This is a genomic window from Methylotenera sp. (assembly GCF_013141425.1).
Classification (GTDB): domain Bacteria; phylum Pseudomonadota; class Gammaproteobacteria; order Burkholderiales; family Methylophilaceae; genus Methylotenera.
The window spans coordinates 39,892-58,245 of sequence record NZ_JABFRA010000077.1 but is presented as its reverse complement, the minus strand read 5'-3'; the positions used below and the strand labels follow the sequence as shown (position 1 = coordinate 58,245).

General features: G+C 46.1%; 19 protein-coding genes. 12 read left to right on the top strand and 7 right to left on the bottom strand.

Annotated features, from left to right (window positions below; all coding sequences use genetic code 11):
- Positions 1–26: 26 nt before the first annotated feature.
- The 3 genes from HOO90_RS06870 (at position 27) to HOO90_RS06860 (ending at position 2,231) form a co-directional block, all read left to right on the top strand.
- On the top strand, positions 27–1,106 hold the full coding sequence (locus HOO90_RS06870; RefSeq protein WP_292841283.1) for an alkene reductase: 1,080 nt from the start codon (positions 27–29) through the stop codon (positions 1,104–1,106).
- A gap of 18 nt (positions 1,107–1,124) precedes the next feature.
- Positions 1,125–1,724: a nitroreductase family protein gene (locus HOO90_RS06865; RefSeq protein WP_292841280.1), complete on the top strand. Its 600-nt coding sequence runs from the start codon at positions 1,125–1,127 to the stop codon at positions 1,722–1,724.
- A gap of 135 nt (positions 1,725–1,859) precedes the next feature.
- Positions 1,860–2,231, top strand: coding sequence for a thioredoxin family protein (locus HOO90_RS06860; protein WP_292841277.1), 372 nt, complete (start codon positions 1,860–1,862; stop codon positions 2,229–2,231).
- A 71-nt stretch (positions 2,232–2,302) separates the two neighbouring features.
- Here the strand turns inward: HOO90_RS06860 and HOO90_RS06855 are convergent, their stop codons facing one another.
- The 6 genes from HOO90_RS06855 to HOO90_RS06830 form a co-directional block, all read right to left on the bottom strand.
- Positions 2,303–2,677 carry a hypothetical protein gene (locus HOO90_RS06855; RefSeq protein WP_292841274.1) on the bottom strand — a complete coding sequence of 125 codons (375 nt, stop codon included), beginning with the start codon at positions 2,675–2,677 and terminating at the stop codon, positions 2,303–2,305.
- Positions 2,678–2,711: 34 nt separating this feature from the next.
- Entirely contained in the window at positions 2,712–3,740 is a 1,029-nt protein-coding gene (locus HOO90_RS06850; RefSeq protein ID WP_292841271.1) for a peptidoglycan DD-metalloendopeptidase family protein, read from the bottom strand.
- Between the two features lie 2 nt (positions 3,741–3,742).
- Entirely contained in the window at positions 3,743–4,375 is a 633-nt protein-coding gene (locus HOO90_RS06845) for a protein-L-isoaspartate(D-aspartate) O-methyltransferase (protein WP_292841354.1), read from the bottom strand.
- Between the two features lie 38 nt (positions 4,376–4,413).
- A complete protein-coding gene (gene surE, locus HOO90_RS06840; protein WP_292841268.1) occupies positions 4,414–5,196 on the bottom strand; it encodes a 5'/3'-nucleotidase SurE in 783 nt (260 codons plus the stop codon).
- Positions 5,197–5,301: 105 nt separating this feature from the next.
- Complete coding sequence (locus HOO90_RS06835; protein WP_292841265.1) at positions 5,302–6,030, bottom strand: sporulation protein; 729 nt, start codon at positions 6,028–6,030, stop codon at positions 5,302–5,304.
- Entirely contained in the window at positions 6,027–6,833 is an 807-nt protein-coding gene (locus tag HOO90_RS06830; RefSeq protein ID WP_292841262.1) for a type III pantothenate kinase, read from the bottom strand. The genes HOO90_RS06835 and HOO90_RS06830 overlap by 4 nt, the downstream gene beginning before the upstream one ends.
- A gap of 185 nt (positions 6,834–7,018) precedes the next feature.
- Here HOO90_RS06830 and HOO90_RS06825 point away from each other — a divergent pair, with 185 nt between their 5' ends.
- On the top strand, positions 7,019–9,088 hold the full coding sequence (locus HOO90_RS06825) for a TonB-dependent siderophore receptor (protein WP_292841259.1): 2,070 nt from the start codon (positions 7,019–7,021) through the stop codon (positions 9,086–9,088).
- Positions 9,089–9,140: 52 nt separating this feature from the next.
- On the opposite strand, the gene birA is transcribed toward HOO90_RS06825, so the two are convergent.
- Positions 9,141–10,115, bottom strand: a complete 975-nt coding sequence (birA, locus tag HOO90_RS06820; RefSeq protein ID WP_292841256.1) for a bifunctional biotin--[acetyl-CoA-carboxylase] ligase/biotin operon repressor BirA — start codon at positions 10,113–10,115, stop codon at positions 9,141–9,143.
- Positions 10,116–10,458: 343 nt separating this feature from the next.
- On the opposite strand from birA, the gene HOO90_RS06815 reads away from it, so the two are divergent.
- The 8 genes from HOO90_RS06815 (at position 10,459) to HOO90_RS06780 (ending at position 18,344) form a co-directional block, all read left to right on the top strand.
- Positions 10,459–12,243, top strand: a complete 1,785-nt coding sequence (locus tag HOO90_RS06815) for a glutamine--tRNA ligase/YqeY domain fusion protein (RefSeq protein WP_292841253.1) — start codon at positions 10,459–10,461, stop codon at positions 12,241–12,243.
- Positions 12,243–12,758 (top strand): zeta toxin family protein, encoded by a 516-nt coding sequence (locus tag HOO90_RS06810; protein WP_292841250.1) that lies wholly within the window; start codon positions 12,243–12,245, stop codon positions 12,756–12,758. The genes HOO90_RS06815 and HOO90_RS06810 overlap by 1 nt, the downstream gene beginning before the upstream one ends.
- Positions 12,758–12,934 carry a hypothetical protein gene (locus tag HOO90_RS06805; RefSeq protein ID WP_292841248.1) on the top strand — a complete coding sequence of 59 codons (177 nt, stop codon included), beginning with the start codon at positions 12,758–12,760 and terminating at the stop codon, positions 12,932–12,934. Before HOO90_RS06810 ends, HOO90_RS06805 begins: the two co-directional genes overlap by 1 nt.
- A 355-nt stretch (positions 12,935–13,289) precedes the next feature.
- The gene (locus HOO90_RS06800) at positions 13,290–13,859 is read left to right on the top strand and encodes a flavin reductase family protein (protein ID WP_292841246.1); all 570 of its coding nucleotides are present in this window, start codon (positions 13,290–13,292) and stop codon (positions 13,857–13,859) included.
- Positions 13,860–14,007: 148 nt separating this feature from the next.
- The gene (locus HOO90_RS06795; protein ID WP_292841243.1) at positions 14,008–15,174 is read left to right on the top strand and encodes an efflux RND transporter periplasmic adaptor subunit; all 1,167 of its coding nucleotides are present in this window, start codon (positions 14,008–14,010) and stop codon (positions 15,172–15,174) included.
- Positions 15,175–15,180: 6 nt separating this feature from the next.
- Positions 15,181–15,912, top strand: coding sequence for an ABC transporter ATP-binding protein (locus tag HOO90_RS06790; RefSeq protein WP_292841241.1), 732 nt, complete (start codon positions 15,181–15,183; stop codon positions 15,910–15,912).
- An 18-nt stretch (positions 15,913–15,930) separates the two neighbouring features.
- Positions 15,931–17,139: an ABC transporter permease gene (locus tag HOO90_RS06785; RefSeq protein WP_292841238.1), complete on the top strand. Its 1,209-nt coding sequence runs from the start codon at positions 15,931–15,933 to the stop codon at positions 17,137–17,139.
- A gap of 2 nt (positions 17,140–17,141) precedes the next feature.
- The gene (locus tag HOO90_RS06780) at positions 17,142–18,344 is read left to right on the top strand and encodes an ABC transporter permease (RefSeq protein WP_292841235.1); all 1,203 of its coding nucleotides are present in this window, start codon (positions 17,142–17,144) and stop codon (positions 18,342–18,344) included.
- Positions 18,345–18,354: the final 10 nt, after the last annotated feature.

The following is an 18,354-nucleotide window of genomic DNA, read 5'->3' as shown; positions in this document are numbered from 1 at the left end:
TAATAATTAAAAGTAAAGGTCAAAACATGGCACTCGATTTATTTAGTCCAGTCAAACTAGGGGCAATTAGCCTCAAAAATAGAATCGTTATGGCACCCCTTACACGAAATCGAGCGGGTGAAGGTGGCGTTCCGCAGGCACTCAACGCTAGTTATTACGCACAACGTGCCTCAGCTGGTTTGATTATTTCAGAAGCGACCCCGATTTCGGCGATGGCGCATGGTTACCCAGCTTTACCGGGTATTTATACCGATGCTCAAGTGGCTGGCTGGAAGAATGTGACCGATGCGGTGCATGCGAAAGGCGGCAAAATTGTATTGCAATTGTGGCATGTTGGCCGAATTTCACATCCAAGTTTGTTACCCAATGGGGCGTTGCCAGTTGCACCCTCTGCCATTAAACCAGCTGGACAAGCGTTTACTTATCAAGGTTTGCAAGATTATGTAACGCCGCGTGCATTAGATATCAGCGAGTTACCTAGTCTAGTGGCGGATTACGTGCATGCCACAAAGAGCGCACTTACAGCCGGTTTTGACGGCGTGGAAATACATGCAGCAAACGGTTATTTACTTGATCAATTTCTACGTGATGGTAGCAATAAGCGTACCGATAATTATGGCGGCAGCTTTGAAAATCGTGCGCGTTTGTTATTAGAGGTGACACAGGCTGTAGTAAATACAGCCGGTGCTGATAAAGTCGGTATTAGAATTTCACCAGTTAACCCTTTTAATGATATGCACGATAGCAACCCGCAAGCATTGTTTAATTATGTAGCCGATGCACTTAATCAATTTAAGCTCGCTTATTTGCATGTGGTAGAGGGGGGTATTCATGGCGGTGGAAAGGCCGATCCATTTGATTTTGTGGCACTGCGTAAGCATTACCAACATGCTTATGTAGCAAATCTGGCTTATGACAAAGATCGTGGTAACGCGGCCATTGCCAGTGGCCACGCCGATGCCATTGCCTATGGTGTGCCCTTTATTGCTAACCCTGATTTAGTCGAACGGTTTAAACTAGATGCGCCGTTGAATGAAGCAGATTCGAGTAGTTTTTATGGCGGGGCTGAAAAAGGCTATACCGATTATCCCTTTTTAAACGCTTAAATTATCGAAAGAACCCTAATGCAAAAGCCTGCGATTACCCAAGTTGCTATAGATGAAACCATTGCCAATCGCTGGAGTGGTCGTGCTTATGAGGCTAATAAAGGGGTTTCACCTGTGCAGATTATTGCTCTGCTAGAAGCCGCTCGCTGGGCGCCATCGTGCTTTGGAGATCAGCCGTGGCGCTTTATCGTTTGGAATAAAAACACGGATGCCAACGCTTGGCAGCAGGCGTTTGATTGTCTGGCTCCGAGTAATCAAACATGGGTGAAAGAGGCGCCTTTGTTGTTGCTGGTGTGTGCTGATAGCTTGTTCAATCACAATCAGCAGCCTAATCGTTGGGCGCAATATGACACAGGCGCGGCTGCCGAAAATTTATGTTTGCAGGCGACGAGTTTGGGATTAATGGCACATCAAATGGGAGGCTTTAATGCCGATTTAGCCCGCGAGAAATTTAATATTCCAAGCCAATTTTCGCCCATGGCGATGGTAAGCATTGGTTATGCGGCAGATATTGCAAATATAGAGGGGGAGGTGCTGACACGTGAAATTGCCCCTCGCACACGCCGGCCCTTGATTGATTTGTTTTTTTCTGCCAGTTGGGGTGGGGCAATTTTATAGTTGATATTGCTTACTCTAATCAGTTTTAGAGCCTCAATTACTAAGCACTGGTTAGCTTAACTAAACGAGCGGCCTCTGTTAAACTATCACTCGTTATTAAATAGCAAGTTAACCTGTTAAATTTAGGATTCAGTTATGGCCGTTGTTGCACTTACAAAAGCGAATTTCAAAGAGATTATCGAAAAAAATAATTTTGTCATTGTGGATTTCTGGGCGCCTTGGTGTGATCCATGCGTCGCTTTTACGCCTACGTTTGAAGCGGCTGCTGCTGCCAACCCAGACATTGTTTTCGGCATGGTGAATACAGAAACTGACCCAAGCATCGGCGAATATTTCGAAGTAAATCAAATCCCTGGGATTTTAGTGATACGTGAGCAAGCTGGTATACACGCGCAAGTGGGCGAAATTGGCGCACCAGCTTTTGATGAGATTATTAAATGGGCGCGTGATTTTGATATGTCCCCAGTTCGTGCGTATTACCAAGAGCAAGCAAAAAAAGCGAATTGATATTTTTGCAGTGAAGTGAAAATTAGAAAAGCGGCCTAGAGCCGCTTTTTTGTGTGATTAAAACTTAAGCGTTAGAGCGATCCGGTAGTGATGAGTTTGAACAAATAATAAGCTCCCACAGCCATCATGGCATACATCGGAATATCGCCACTTTTTTTAGTCTCAGATTTACTTTCAGAACTCATCCAGCGGTTGAGTAACCAAAGCACAAAGATAATGACCGGAATCAGCATCATACTGGACGTTGATTCGAATAATTTTCCTAACGCGGCTTTAAGCCAGCCATCATCACGAAAAAATTCTGTGGCGATGCCAACAATGCCAACCAGCATAAGCCCCATGCGACCCACTGCAGCGGCAACGCCTAGTTTTCCTTCTGGCTCAATATCCTTATTTTTCAGATATTTATTGGGGTCTACCTTGTTGTTCGGTTTAGCTTTAGCCATATCGGAATCCTCATTTATTGCAGGTGTGCAGTGTTTAATTTGGTGGTAAATATTTGCTTGGATCTACCGATTTACCCTGACGGCGAATCTCAAAGTGTAATTTTACCGCATTGCTATCTGTGTTGCCCATTTCGGCAATTTTTTGGCCGCTACTAATTTGCTGGCCCTCTTTGGCCAAAATTAAACTATTGTGCGCATAAACGGATAAGTAGTTGGCATTATGCTTAATAATCACCAATTTACCATAGCCACGTAGATCTGAGCCGCTGTAAATGACTTTGCCAGCCGCCGCCGCAGTAATCGCTTGCCCGCTGGTGCCTGCAATATCAATCCCTTTATTGCCAGCATCATTGAAATTAGCAATAACTTTGCCTTTGGTCGGCCATGCCCAATTGATGTCTTCAGCATTATCTACGCTCGATTTAGGCTCGACTTTAACTTGTGGTTTATTCTCAGTCGCGGACTTACTGCCGGCATTAGTACTAATGACAACCGCTGGTTTGTTCACAATTGCCGTCGTCGGCTTCTCAATCAATAGTTTAGGTTGAGGAAGTGGCTTCTTAAGTGCTTCTTCACTATAAGGTTCACGCAGGGCTTTGGGTTCGGAAATTGCTAAAACTTTAGGTGGAGTTTGCTCCGGAATGTTGTTTGTCACGCTAGTCGATGTGCCGCCAGCATCGACAGGTGAAATGACGACCTCATCACCAGTGGATTGAATTGGTTTAGTTTCTGCCGCGAGTGGTTTTTCTTTTAAAGCGGTAAATTTGAGTGTTTGCCCGACATGGATGGTGTACGGTGCAACAATATTGTTAGCAAGCGCGATTTCTTTGTAATAGTAACCATGCTCAAGGCCAATGCTGTATAAGGTATCACCTTTTTTGACAGTATAGGTGTCAGGTCGCCAATCACCCGCTTTGTTAGTGGGTTTGCTGCCAACAGATTCTTTTTGAGTATTCGCTTGGCTACTTGGTAAACGATCAATCACAGGTGCGGGTGGATTGCTGCTACAAGCGACCAGCCAAAATGCTAAGAATAAAGGGATAAAGAAAGCGGTATTGCGCATCGTTAGGAGGTGCCACCTAATAAGGGGACGAATTTAACGGCCTCAAGTTTGGTTTGGCGATATTCGCTTTGCGACACGCGCTCTACTAAATAAAGAATTTGTTCATCGGTACCAACGGGAATGACTAAACGCCCACCAATGGCCATTTGGTTTAATAAGTCTTGCGGTATATGGCTTGCCGCAGCTGTGACAATAATGCCATCAAAAGGCGCTAAATCAGGCAATCCCAAGCTGCCATCTGAATGACCGAGTTTTACATTTACGCATTTTAATTCACGCAAATGTCCCCTTGCTTTCATCACCAAAGGGCGGATGCGCTCAACAGAAAAAACTTCTTTTGCCAGTTTGGATAATACCGCGGTTTGGAAGCCGCAGCCCGTGCCGATTTCTAGCACTTTGTTTAACGTACTGCCATTCCGCAAAATTTCAGACATCTTAGCCACAATGTAAGGCTGCGAAATGGTTTGACCAAAACCGATTGGAAGTGAAACATCTTCATACGCGCGGATAGACAGTGCCTCATCCACAAAAATATGGCGCGGAATTGCTGCAATGGCAGAAAGTACGACTTCATCTTTGATCCCCTGTTCGCGTAAGCGAGTGAGCATCCGATCGCGCGTGCGCTGTGATGTCATACCAATGCCAGATTGGGCGGATGTTCTAATGATTGCCACTAATTGCTACTTCCCAAATTAGGATTCAATGTATTTGTATTTAAGCTCAGCCAGTCTTTAATTTGGCTCAGTTGCGCGTGGTTGGTCAAATCAACTTGTATTGGTGAAATAGATACTTGATTGTTTGCAACTGCATAAAAGTCCGTACCCTCGCCACCATCATTGGGTTGCCCAGCAGCGCCTACCCAGTATACAGTTTCATTGCGAGGCGTTTTTAGTTGAATCACCGGCTCAGCCTTGTGGCGTTTGCCTAGTCGCGTGATTACGCGGCCTTGCAGCTCGCTGTATGGGATATCTGGTACATTGACATTTAGTAAGGTTGCTGCTTTGAAGCCAACTTGTTGATAGTGCTGTATTAATTCAACGGCAACTCTGGCGGCCGTTTCAAAATGCGTAGAATTATGTTGTGACATGGATACTGCGATAGAGGGAATGCCCAGCAGATAGCCTTCCATCGCGGCTGCAACTGTACCCGAGTAAATCGTATCGTCGCCCATATTCGCGCCATCGTTAATGCCGCTAATGACCATGTCGGGCATGTTGTCCATTAACCCAGTTAAAGCAATGTGTACGCAATCCGTTGGTGTGCCGTTGACATAAAAAAAGCCATTGGCAGCCTTTTTAACACTTAAAGGACGGTCCAAAGTAAGTGAGTTGCTTGCGCCACTTCGATTACGTTCTGGCGCAACAACGGTAATATCCGCGATTTTGGCAATGTGTTCCGCAAGTATATTTAAACCAGGTGCGAAATACCCATCGTCGTTTGAGAGTAGAATTTTCATAAGCAAATTATAGTGGAAGACACGATGTTTAGTGCGAAGCCAGCTTAAAAAAAGCGCTGAAAGTGGCTAAATAAACGCGGGTAGTGTGCGTTGCGCTTGCAAAAGTTAACTGCAACTGGCTTCTTTAATATCCGCCTCGGGAAATTTTGCTTTTAAATTTTTGATTTGCACTAATTCTGTAGTGCTCAATTTGCCAAAAATTAAGCTGGCATGACCGCCACCCTGATTCCGCAAGGCTTTAACAACATCTTTTACCCCTTTTGCTCTTAATTGGTTGAGCAGGCCAGTGGCCAGTTGCTCATCTTCAAAAACACCAAAAGAAATTGCATTTTTCCATTTCGCTTCTTGCACAATGTAAAGCTCTGTAATACCTAAGGCTTTTAATTCTAAGGCTTTTGCCTCAGCAGCCTCAGGTGACCTAAGTGGTTTTTTAAATACCCAAAAACGCTTCGCTTCAAGCGGATTTTGTTCCTTTACTTTGGCCTGTATGGATAATCCAGCAAGCTCGCTTTGGGCGTTTGTGAGGTTAGCCGCCGAAAATACACCCCATTCGTAACAGGCATTTGCTAAGAAACTTGGTGAAGTGGTTGTGGTGGGATTGCCAACAAACGCATCGGTAGTTGGTGTGGGGGATGCTACATTGCTTGTTTGTACTACCGTGCCGCCTGATTTTCTTGGTAAGGCCGCGATTTGTTGCGCTGAAAGTATACTGATTTTTTCAGGCTCGATGGCTGCCATTGCCTGATGCGGCACGCTAGGTAAAAGGATATCTAAGTTGAAATAGCCTAATAAAACCAAATTTACCAAGAATAATAACCAAACCAACTTTTTCATTGCTGTCCATTTTGTCTAACAGTGGTAGACGTAAATTTATCGATTAAAAACAAGCCGTGTAAAACTAGATTATCTACGATTAACACACGGCTTGTCACGTCATCCGAAAGGTTGTCATGAATACGCTTGGCGTCGCCCCCGCTGAGAACGATATAAGGGGCGTGTTCACACTTTGCACTAAGCGCCGCCAGCATTTGCAGGATAGCACCGCAAGCGGCATTCAAGGCGCCAATACGCATCGCCTCGATGGTGTTTTTTGCAAAAATGTCATGCTGTTGATTTATTCCGGCAGTTGTAGGTTGTTTTGAAGCAATGTTGGGCAGTTGTGCCGTTGCTGCCCCAAGGCTTTTTAGCATTAAATCAATGCCAGGCAATATCATGCCGCCAATAAATTCGGCTTGCCCATTATTCACACTTAGGGCATCTATGGTCACTGCTGTGCCTGCATTCACTACCACGCAGCTTGCTTGTTTTATGTGCCATGCCGCTATAAGTGAAGCCCAGCGGTCTGTGCCCAAATTTTCTGGTGTTGAGTAGCGATTTAAGACATTGCCGCATTTAGCTGTAGATTTTAGCCAATGAATCGCTACGCCTAAATGGGTCAGTTTTTTAGCTAATGCTGCGGCCAGTTGATCGCCAGCAACGCTTGAAATAATTGCGCATTCGTAAACTAAAGTAAGCGGTAAAAAGTCGATGGCCTCGATTTCCGTATTAAGACACACGCCATGATGCAAGATTTCGCCTTGGTCATTAAACACGGCCCACTTGGTTCTGGTATTACCGCTATCAATCGCTAGTAGCATGTTTTGCTCAACACATAGGCCAGCACTGCAAATGACAATGCCAGTGGTGCGACAATTTGTCGCATTCTCAACGGGTGAATAAGTCTATAAAATGCGATGTTTACTAAAACCATTTTGAAAGTAAGTCTATGCCCTTCAAATATTCAAAAAGATATATTTTTATTTCTAGTATTCTAACACCATGCTTGCTGGGCGCTACCGCCTTGCGCGCGAATGCGGAAGACTTGGTATTGCAAAATGTAGAAGTGCGTGCTGAGAAGTTGCAAGAAACTAACGCCGCCTCACTAAATGCCAGCGATACGGCTACTTTGCTAGAAACTCACCCAAGTGTCGATTTATACCAAGCGGGCGGCGTGTCGGCCATCCCTTCTATTCGTGGTTTAAATGATGATCGAATAAAATTTACTGTCGATGGTGCAAGCATTACTTCGGCCTGTGGTAACCACATGAACCCAGCACTTTCCTATGTTTCACCTAGTAATGTCGGCAGCATCGAGATATTTGCTGGCATCACGCCCGTGAGCTTGGGCGGGGACAGCATCGCTGGTACCATCAATGTCAATTCACCTAGCCTTAATTTTGCGCGTGACGCAGATAATTTACTGGTAGAAGGCAGTGCTTCTTCGTTTTATCGTAGTAACAATAACGGCTTGAGCGCAGATATTAAAGCCAGTGCCGCTAATCAAAAGATTAGTATTGGCTTCTCGGGCGGTGTTGATCGTGCACAAAGTTACGAAGATGGTCATGGCGATAAAGTTAACTCAACGCAGTTCGACCGCCGTCATCAAAGCGTGACCTTGGGTCTTAAAGGCGATGCGCAGTTGCTCACCGTTAAAGTCGCACATCAGGATATTTTGTATCAAGGTTATCCAAATCAGTACATGGACATGACCGATAACAATTCAGACTCTGTTAATGCCAATTACAAACACCAATTTGATTGGGGTAAGTTAGATGCCAGCGTCTATTGGCAACAGGTTAAGCATGAAATGGGTTTCTTTTCATCTGAAAAGCGCGGCATGATGCCAATGAAAACGGAAGGTAAAGATTACGGCTATTCATTCAAACTGGATTTGCCTATTTCTCAAGCGCATTTGCTACGCGTAGGTAATGACTATCATCGTCATACGTTGAATGATTATTGGCCGCCAGTTGCCGGAAGCGACATGATGAGCCCCGATACTTTTAAAAATATTAACAATGGCACGCGCGACCGTTTTGGGGTGTTTGCAGAAGTTGAGTCAAAATGGTCACCAGAATGGACAACCTTGCTTGGTGTTCGTGATGACTATGTGAAAACTGATACGGGTAATGTTCAGTCTTATGGTGGTTCTGGAATGATGGGACCTATGATGAATATGGCGGATACCGATGCGGCCATGGCATTTAATGCGCGCAGTAAATCAGAAAGTGACAATCACATCGACCTGACTGCATCAGCTAAATATGAAGGCAGTCAAACAAATAGCATCGAATTTGGCTATGCGCGTAAAACACGTTCACCGAATCTTTACGAGCGTTATACATGGGGTCGCGGTGAAATGTCGATGGCAATGATTGGCTGGTTTGGTGATACAAACGGTTATGTGGGCGACATTAAATTGAAACCCGAAACAGCTAATACATTGAGTGCGACTTTTGGTTGGCACGATGCGAATAAACAGGCTTGGAATTTCACCTTAACGCCACATTACAGTTATATTCAAGATTACATTGGGGTGAATAAAATTGGGGATGCGATGATGATGGGTATGTTCCCACTCTTTCAGTTCGACAATCAAGACGCACAAATCTACGGCCTAGAAGCCACTTGGAAAGCGGCATTATGGGATGGGGGTAATTTCGGCCAAGGTCGCCTAGCGGGTAACTTGGGCTGGACGCGTGGCGAACGAGTCAGCAACGGCCAAGACTTGTATCACATCATGCCACTGCATACCCGTGTAGCGCTTGAGCAAAATAAAGGCGCCTGGTCAAACGCGGTTGAACTTCAACTGGTAAACAAAAAAACGCGCGTAGATGAACTGCGTTTAGAACCTAAAACCGCAGGTTATGGCTTGCTTAATTTGCGTACAAGTTACCAATGGAAGCATGTGCAGTTTGATGCAGCGGTGAATAATCTGTTTGATAAATACTACGAGTTGCCTTTGGGTGGTGTGAATTACGCCACTTGGAATGCGGCGGGCGGCATGGGGGCGATTGGTGCCTTGCCAGGCTTGGGTCGTTCAGTCAATGTAGGCTTTACTCTGAAATACTAAGCTCTATTATTAATGGCTTTGTAAGGGTTAGGTGGCGTAAAGTTTACGTCACCTAAACTGCTCCACGCAGGCTAATCTCTCCAGAAGTAAATCGCTGTAATCCTGCTTTGGTTTCCACTAGCAAGTTGCCATCTTCCGTAATATTCTGCACTATGCCCGATATTTCCTTTCCATCAGGCATCAGCATGCGGACGGGTTGTAAGTGGTAAGCGTGATGCGCTGTCCATTCTTCGCGTAAGTTGGTAAAGCCTTGTTGTTCAAAGTGACTAAGCACGTCGGTTAAATGCTTAAGCAAGCGGCCGAGTAGTGCGTTTGGGTCAATTGGCGTCTGCGTCACGGTGACTAAGTCGGTTACAGGTTGGTCGATCAGTTGTTTAAGTTTTTCTGGCAGATTTAAATTAATGCCCACGCCAATTACCGCTACGCTTGGGCCTTCCATATCGCCTTGCAATTCAATTAAAATTCCTGCTAATTTTTCGCGACCAATCAATATGTCATTGGGCCATTTCAGTTGTGCCTGCGTTACCCCAAAACTATGCAGCGCCCGAATTAATGCAATACCAACAGCCAAACTTAAGCCAGATAAAGCCGCTGCGCCACATTGAAAACGCCACAAAACTGAGAAAGTTAAACTCGCTCCCAAGCCTGCTTGCCAAGAACGGCCTCGTCTACCACGGCCATTGGTTTGCAAGTTGGTAGCTACACATCTCGCGTGAGTTTGCCCTGCGCTTAGTTTTTTCATTAAATAGGTGTTGGTTGATTCTAAATGGTCATGAATCTCCAGTTTCATCAATCTACTTGCACCCATTGAGTTCAATATGGCTTGTTCATCCAGTAAAGTGACTGGCTGTGGTAATTTGTAACCACGCCCACGCACAGAGAAAAACGTAATGCCAAGATTTTCTGCGTGTTGAAGGGCATTCCACACAGTCGCGCGCGAGACCTTTAGTTGTTGCGCAATGGTCTCACCTGAGTGAAATTTGCCATCAGCCAGCAAGCGTAATATAGGAAAAGTGAGATCGTTCATGTGAGGTGAAGTTTATCACAGGGCTTGTTTGCCAAACATACTCAGTTATTCTGAAATGCACTGGTATTCAGACGAAGGCCTGAATCTTCTGCCAAATATTAAATTGTAAATGTACGCACAAGATCCTGAAACAAGTTCAGAATGACATGTTTATTAGGTTCAGGATGACAGGTTTATTAGGCTCAAGATGAATGGTTTATTAAGTTCAGGATTGCTAGTTTATTATCCATAACTATAGATTAACATTACAAAAAATTAACTAGATGCTAGTGCTACAGGGAATTACAAAAATAACAGTGTAAAATAAACGCAATTATTTCGACTTCAAAATTAAGTTAAAAACATGTCACAAGAAAAAGCCCCCATTCCATTAGGCTCTAATTTTATTCGAGCGATTGTAGATAAAGACCTTGAGCAAGGCGTTTACGCTTCACGCAAGTGGGCAGGCACACCGGGCGATGCCACGCATCAAGCTGCAGGTCAGCCAGATCCAGCGAAAATCCGTACACGCTTTCCTCCCGAACCAAATGGCTATTTGCACATTGGTCATGCTAAAAGCATCTTTTTAAATTTTGGTTTAGCGCGCGATTATAACGGCGTTTGCCATTTGCGTTTTGATGACACCAACCCAGAAAAAGAAAGCCAAGAATACGTTGATAGCATTACCGATTCTGTTAAGTGGCTAGGGTTTGGCTGGCAGAATGGCGGAGAGAGTAATCTATATTTCGCAAGTAACTATTTTGACTTTATGTACCGCGCAGCTGAAGCGCTGATTGAAAACGGCCATGCTTACGTAGATAGCCAAAGCGCAGAAGAAATGCGCATTAATCGCGGCACACTTACAGAGGCAGGTAAAAACTCACTGTGGCGCGAGCGCACCGTGGCAGAAAACCTAGCGCTTTTCCGTGAAATGCGTGATGGCAAACATGCCGATGGTAGCTTGATTTTACGTTCTAAAATCGACATGGCATCGCCCAATATCAACCTGCGTGACCCAGCCATTTACCGTGTGCGCCGAGCGCATCACCACAACACTGGCGATAAATGGTGCATTTATCCAATGTACACCTTTGCGCACCCAATTGAAGATGCGTTAGAACAAATTACACACTCAATTTGCACGCTAGAATTTGAAGACCAACGCCCATTTTACGATTGGCTATTAGAGCGCCTTGCCGAAGCTGGCTTACTGGCTCACCCACTACCAAAACAATACGAATTTGCGCGTTTGAATCTCACTTATGTCGTGCTATCAAAACGCAAACTCATACAATTGGTAGAAGAAAAACACGTCAGCGGTTGGGATGACCCACGCCTGCCAACGCTTGCAGGCGCCCGCCGCCGAGGCTATGTTGCAGAAGGCTTTAAACTATTTACTGACCGCATCGGCGTAAGCAAAGCCGATTCATGGATTGACTATTCAACCTTTGAAGACTGCATGCGCGAAGTGCTCAACATCAATGCAGAGCGCCGCATTGCCGTGTTAGACCCAATCAAACTGGTGATTGATAACTATCCTGTAAATAGCGTAGAAGACTGCTTTGCGCCTAACCATCCGCTAAAACCAGAACTAGGCAAACGCATAGTGCCGCTGACTCGTGAGCTATGGATAGAACGCGAAGACTTTATGGAAGTGCCAAGCAAAGGCTATTTCCGTCTCACGCCAGAAGGCATGGTGCGCTTGCGTTACGGCTATGTGGTGAAATGTACAGGTTGCGAAAAAGACGCCAACGGCAACGTCACTGTGGTGCATTGCGAATATCTACCAGACACTAAATCAGGCACGCCGGGTTCAGATAGCGTCAAAGTCAAAGGCAATATTCACTGGGTTTCAGCGCAACATGCGTACGAATGTGAAGTGCGCTTGTACGACAGACTTTTTAAAGAAGCGCATCCGGGCCAAGGTCAAACAGAAGATGGTCACGACAGAGATTTCTTAACCGACATCAACCCAAATTCAGTCACCGTGATTACAGCACAACTAGAGCCAAGCTTAAAAGACGCAAAAGCCGAAGACAGCTTCCAATTTGAACGCCACGGTTACTTTGTTGCGGATAAAATAGACAGCGTAGCAGGTAAGCCTGTGTTTAATAGAACAGTGACTTTGCGAGATGCTTGGCAGAAGTAATGTCAAAAAAAGTCATCATTATTGCAGGGCCAAACGGTGCAGGTAAAACTACCTTCGCTCGTGAATACCTACCAAATGAAGCTAACTGCCCAATCTTTATTAACGCAGATTTAATTGCCGCAGGCTTGGCTCCTTTTGCACCAGAAACCGCAGCAATTAAAGCAGCGCGTTTAATGCTAAAAGAAATAGACGCTAACGTAAAATCAGGCAATAGCTTTGCTTTTGAAACCACACTTTCAGGCAAAACATACGCTTCTCATATTGTGGAGTGGAAAAAGCTTGGTTACCACATCACTTTGTTTTTTCTGTATTTGCCAAATGAAGATTTGGCCGTTAACCGTGTAGCAGCAAGAGTTGCAGCTGGTGGACATAACATCCCAGAAACAACGATACGCCGAAGATACAAAGCAGGTGTCAGCAATTTCCATAGCATTTACAAAGCGCTAGCAGATTCTTGGTCTTTATATGACAATTCACATCCACAACCCATTTTGCTAGAAACAGAGGTGAAATAATGCATAACGAAAAAATACCAGCCAGCAAAGAGCTTCAAGATGCAGATGTCGCATTACGCCGTGCTGCGCAAACAGCAAAAAGATTAGCCGAACAAAATGGCACGCCTTATGTGGTGGCTGAATCAAAAACGACTAGTCAGTTGCAAGAACATACGACAGTTGAAAATAAACAATAACATACGGCGCATTACACTTCGATAATGCGCCCTACGCGAGCTGGGGCTATGATAAAGAACCTTAGTTTTCATACGAGAAAGAGATAGCAATTGAAGCTCCATTTAGCATCTCAAGTAGTAATGACTTCATTGGGCTTACAACTCATTTCCATAGACCGTTATCTCGGTATATTGCAGCCTTAATTGATTGCGGTTCGAATTGATAAGTTTAATTGAGCCAATGCCGTCTATAGAAGTTCAGTCAAAGTACTCAAGTCCTTGGGAGTTCCCAAGATTTCTTGTTCTAAAACTGATTAAAACTAAATAGTCTAAAATGAATTTTTATTTTTGTTAAAAGTACGTTAATCACCATAAAATGATTAAATCTATTCAACTTAACCAAGCTTACCGCCTCCTAAACCACGGTCCAACCATTCTGGTTTCAGCCCGCCACAATAGTAAACAAAATATCATGGCGGCGGCGTGGGCTTGTGCGTTGGATTTTGACCCTCCAAAAATCACGGTAGTGATTGATAAAAGCGCTTATACACGCGAGTTGATTGAAGCGTCTGGTACGTTTGCTATTAACGTGCCATGTGTGGCGCAGGTGGATATTGTGCGCAAAGTGGGTACAACTTCTGGTCGTGATTTGGCTGATACTGATAAATTTGCGCAATACGGTTTAGAAACTTTTTCAGCGACTGAAATCGATGCGCCTTTGCTCAAAGGTTGCGTGGCGTGGTTGGAATGTAAGCTTATCCCCGAGCCGCAGAATCAAAAGACTTACGATTTATTCATTGCCGAAGTGGTTGCGGCGCAAGCAGATGAACGCGTGTTTTCAGATGGCCGTTGGCATTTTGAAGGTTTTGATAACCTGCGTAACATACACCACGTTGCTGGAGGCACATTTTTCGCGACAGGCGAAGCAATAAAATCAACTATCTAGTTGATGCAAACGCGGGAATATTGTCGATTTGCAAGTCGATACTTACAAATTAACAAATATACAAAAAACTAAGCCGATATCGATTTATATCAATCCATTCGCTTGCATAAAGTGGTACGCTGATTCCATTCACATTTAATTGAATTCTATGCGACGCATTATTATCATTTTTATTCTCATTGTTGGCGCGGGGAGCGCATTCTGGTGGTTTAGTCGGCCCAAGCCAATTACCGTTGCCTTAGTTGAAGTCGGGCATGGCAGGGTAGAAGCCAGCGTGGCCAACACGCGTGCAGGTAGTGTGGAAGCTTGTTTGCGTACGCGACTCTCGCCCATAAGCGGCGGCCGTATTGCTTACCTTGGCGTTAAAAAAGGCGACCACGTTAAAAAAGGCCAAGTTTTATTGCGACTTTGGAACGACGACCAGCAGGCGCAAAGTAGCCTTGCGCAAACGCAGGTGACTAGCAGTCAAAAGCGCATTGCCGAAGCCTGTGCGATGGCTGAAAACGCCGAACGTGAAGCAGGGCGCATGGCCGATTTGCGTGCGAAGGGCTTTATCTCTAAAAGTGGTGAAGAAAAATCGCGCTATGAGGCGCAGTCGCGTCGTGCCGCGTGCGAGGCCGCACGTGCAGACGTGAATCAGGCGCAAGCCCGTGTGAAAGTGACGCAAGTGGAGCAAAATCGCACAGTATTAGTTGCGCCGTTTGACGGTATTGTGGCCGATATTGTGGGTGAGTTGGGTGAATACACCACGCCATCTCCTCCCGGGGTGGCCACGCCGCCCGCCATCGATTTGATTGATGATTCTTGTTTGTACATTGAGGCGCCGATGGATGAAGTGGATGCCCCCAAGATTCATATTGGGCAAGTTGCGCGTGTTTCTTTGGATGCGCTGCCGAATCAACCTTTAAAAGGCCATGTGAAGCGCGTTGCGCCTTATGTGGTAGCAGTTGAAAAACAGGCGCGTACCGTGGATGTGGAAGTTTCATTAGACAACGCTGAAGATGGCAAAAAGCTACTGGTAGGTTACAGCGCAGATGTGGAAATTGTGCTGGAGAGCCACGATAACGCTTTGCGGGTACCCACAACCACCTTGCTGGAAGGTAGTAAGGTGCTTATTTATCAGCCAACAACCCAAGTAATTGAAGAGCGTACTATTAAAACTGGCATTACCAATTGGGAATATACCGAGGTGCTGGAAGGGCTAAAAGTAGGTGACCGTATTGTGACTTCGCTGGAACGTGAAGGTGTTACAGCGGGAATAAAAGTGACACCTGAAAATGTGGGTGATAACACCAATAAAATCAAGGCGAAATAATCGCATATGTCGGATGAACGCCTGATTTCACCAGATATTTCACCTTTGACTTCATCCTTAATTTCTTTGGGCGGAATCAATCGCACGTTCTATTTAGGTGACAGCCAAGTGCATGCTTTGCGTGATGTGAATTTGACTATCACTTCTGGCGAATATATTGCAGTGATGGGCCCGTCGGGTTCAGGCAAGTCGACTTTGTTGAATCTGCTTGGCTTGTTAGATCGCCCCGATGAAGGTTCCTATAAACTAGAAGGTCGCGACGTGACGACGCTGGATGCCGATGAACTGGCCGCCGTGCGAAGTGAACGCATTGGCTTTATTTTTCAGAGTTTTCATTTAGTGCCGCGCTTAACCGCGGCCGCGAATATCGAGTTGCCCTTAGTGTTATCAGGTTTCCCAAAAGCGGACCGCGCTAAACGTGTCTCACAGGCGCTTCAAGAGTATGGTTTAACCGATCGTGCTCATCATCGCCCCAACGAGCTTTCTGGCGGGCAACGTCAGCGTGTGGCGATTGCACGCGCCACAATTCTGCGCCCTGCGGTTTTGCTGGCAGATGAACCCACCGGCAACTTAGACCGAAGTACTGGCGAAGAAGTCGTTAAGCTTCTGGAAAAGCTGAACGCGCAAGGCATGACGCTGATTGTGGTCACACATGACCAAGCGCTTGGCGCACGGGCGCGTCGGCAGATTCGCATGGAAGATGGCGGAGTGGTGAGTGATATTGTCAGCGCGAAGTGACTTTAGAGGTGCGAATCTTTGAAAATTGCCGATACCTTTCGCTACGCGGGTGACGCCGCAACAGCTGCGCCTTTGCGCACCGGCTTGCTGATATTCGCCATGTCGATTGGTGTGGCGGCCGTGGTGATGTTAACCGCTTTGGGCGATGGTGCGCGCCGTTACGTGGTGGATGAATTCTCAGCAATTGGCACGAATTTAGTGATTGTGTTGCCGGGCCGCTCTGAAACGCGTGGTTTTAACCCTGCCAATTTAGTTACAAGTACGCCTCGTGATTTAACGGTGGAAGATGCCAATGCCTTGCTCAGGTTGCCAGAAGTCAAACGCATTGCGCCGATTTTGGTTGCGACAACGGAAATTAATGCAGCAGGCAAACTGCGCGAAGCCATGTTGTTGGGCACTAACGACGATTTTATTAAAGTACGCCAGCTCAAGCTAGGTATCGGGCGTTTTCTGCCTAAAGATGAGGTCGGCCATGGCTCGGCCGAAGTGGTATTGGGGGCGGTAATACGACACGAGATTTTTGGCAATGAAAACCCACTGGGTAAAACCGTGCGCATTGGCGATAGGCGACTGCGAGTGGTGGGTGTGCTGGCGGAGGGTGGGCAAGGCATGGGCATGACGACCGATGAACTGGTTATTGTGCCAGTAGCTACAGCGCAAGCGATGCTGAACAGTAATACGCTGTTTCGCATCTTGGTAGAAGCTCGTAGCCGCGAGCAAATAGGCGAAGTGAAAACGCGTGTACTCAAAACCATTACACAGCGCCATGACGGGGAAGAAGACGTGACGGTGATTACTCAAGATGCGATACTGGAAACTTTCGATAAAATTTTGAATGTATTAACACTTGGTGTTGCTGGTATTGCAGGGATAAGTCTAGCGGTAGCAGGCATATTGGTGATGAATGTGATGCTCGTTTCCGTTACACAACGGACGGGGGAAATTGGCCTGCTGAAAGCATTGGGCGCAACTTCAGCCGCGGTGCGTCAGTTATTTATGGTGGAAGCGGTTTTGTTGTCCTTGTCGGGCGCCATGGTGGGGGTTGGATTGGGCTATTTAGGAGCGGCGGTATTGCGGCAATTGTACCCCACTTTTCCCGCGTATCCGCCGCTGTGGGCGGTATTGGCTGGTTTGGCGACTGCGCTTATTTCTGGCTTGGTGTTTGGCGTAATGCCCGCCCGCCGTGCAGCGCAACTTGACCCGATTCAGGCCTTATCAAAGCGATAATAATGTTGATTGCAGACGCTGGCCGATTTGCCCTTCAAGCGATTATTTCACATCGTTTGCGCAGCTTTTTAACCTTGCTAGGCATTGCTGTTGGTATTGCTGCCGTGATTTTGCTTACCTCGATTGGTGAGGGCGTACACCAGTTTGTATTAAAAGAATTCACCCAGTTTGGCACCAACGTTATCGGTGTTTCACCAGGCAAGGTCAAAACGGGTGGCCAACCACCAACGGGCATTCCAACCACTGCACGTTTATTGACAATGGAAGATGCTGAGTCGCTAAAGCAATTGCCGCACGTTACAGGCTCTACGCCTACCGTGTGGGGAAATTCAGAAGTTGAAAATAACGGGCGTTTACGTCGCACAACGATTTACGGTGTAGACGCAGATTTTGTTCGTGTATTTAGTGCCAAGGTACAAATTGGTAGTTTCTTACCACGGGAAGGCGCAGGCGATTCGCGTGCATTTGTGGTGCTGGGCAGCAAGCTGCGTAAAGAGCTCTTTGGCACAGAAAACCCACTTGGTGCGCGGGTACGCATTGGCGGTTTGCACTTTCGGGTGATTGGCGTTTTAGCACCCAAAGGCCAGTTTCTGGGGATTGATTTAGATGATACGGCGTATATTCCTGCCGCACGAGCTTTGGAGCTTTATAACCGTGAAGGCTTGATGGAGATTCAAGTGCTGTATACCGAAGGCACCTCGTCCGCTACAGTCGCGAGTGCTGTTAAGCAACGACTAGCTTTGCGTCATGGCCACGAAGATTTTACCATTACCACTCAAGAAGACATGCTGAAGACCTTGTCGAACATTCTGAATATTTTGACCATGGCAGTGGGGGCCTTGGGCGGGATTTCATTGTTGGTGGGTAGCGTGGGTATTGTGACGATTATGACGATTTCAGTCACTGAACGCACCAATGAAATCGGCTTGTTAGTTGCACTGGGCGCACGTCAACGCACTATTTTAGGCTTGTTTTTGAGTGAGTCGGTAATTTTGGCGGTTCTGGGTGGAGTTTTAGGTTTGTTGTTGGGTATTGGTTTAGCGCAGTTCTTGCATCTATTAATGCCAAATTTTCCCGTGCATACACCTTGGAGTTTTGCGCTGATCGCCGTCGTGGTTTCAGGCGTGATAGGCCTACTTGCAGGAGTTTTACCCGCCATCAGCGCTTCACGGTTAGACCCAATTGACGCGTTACGTGCAGAATAAGCTAATATAG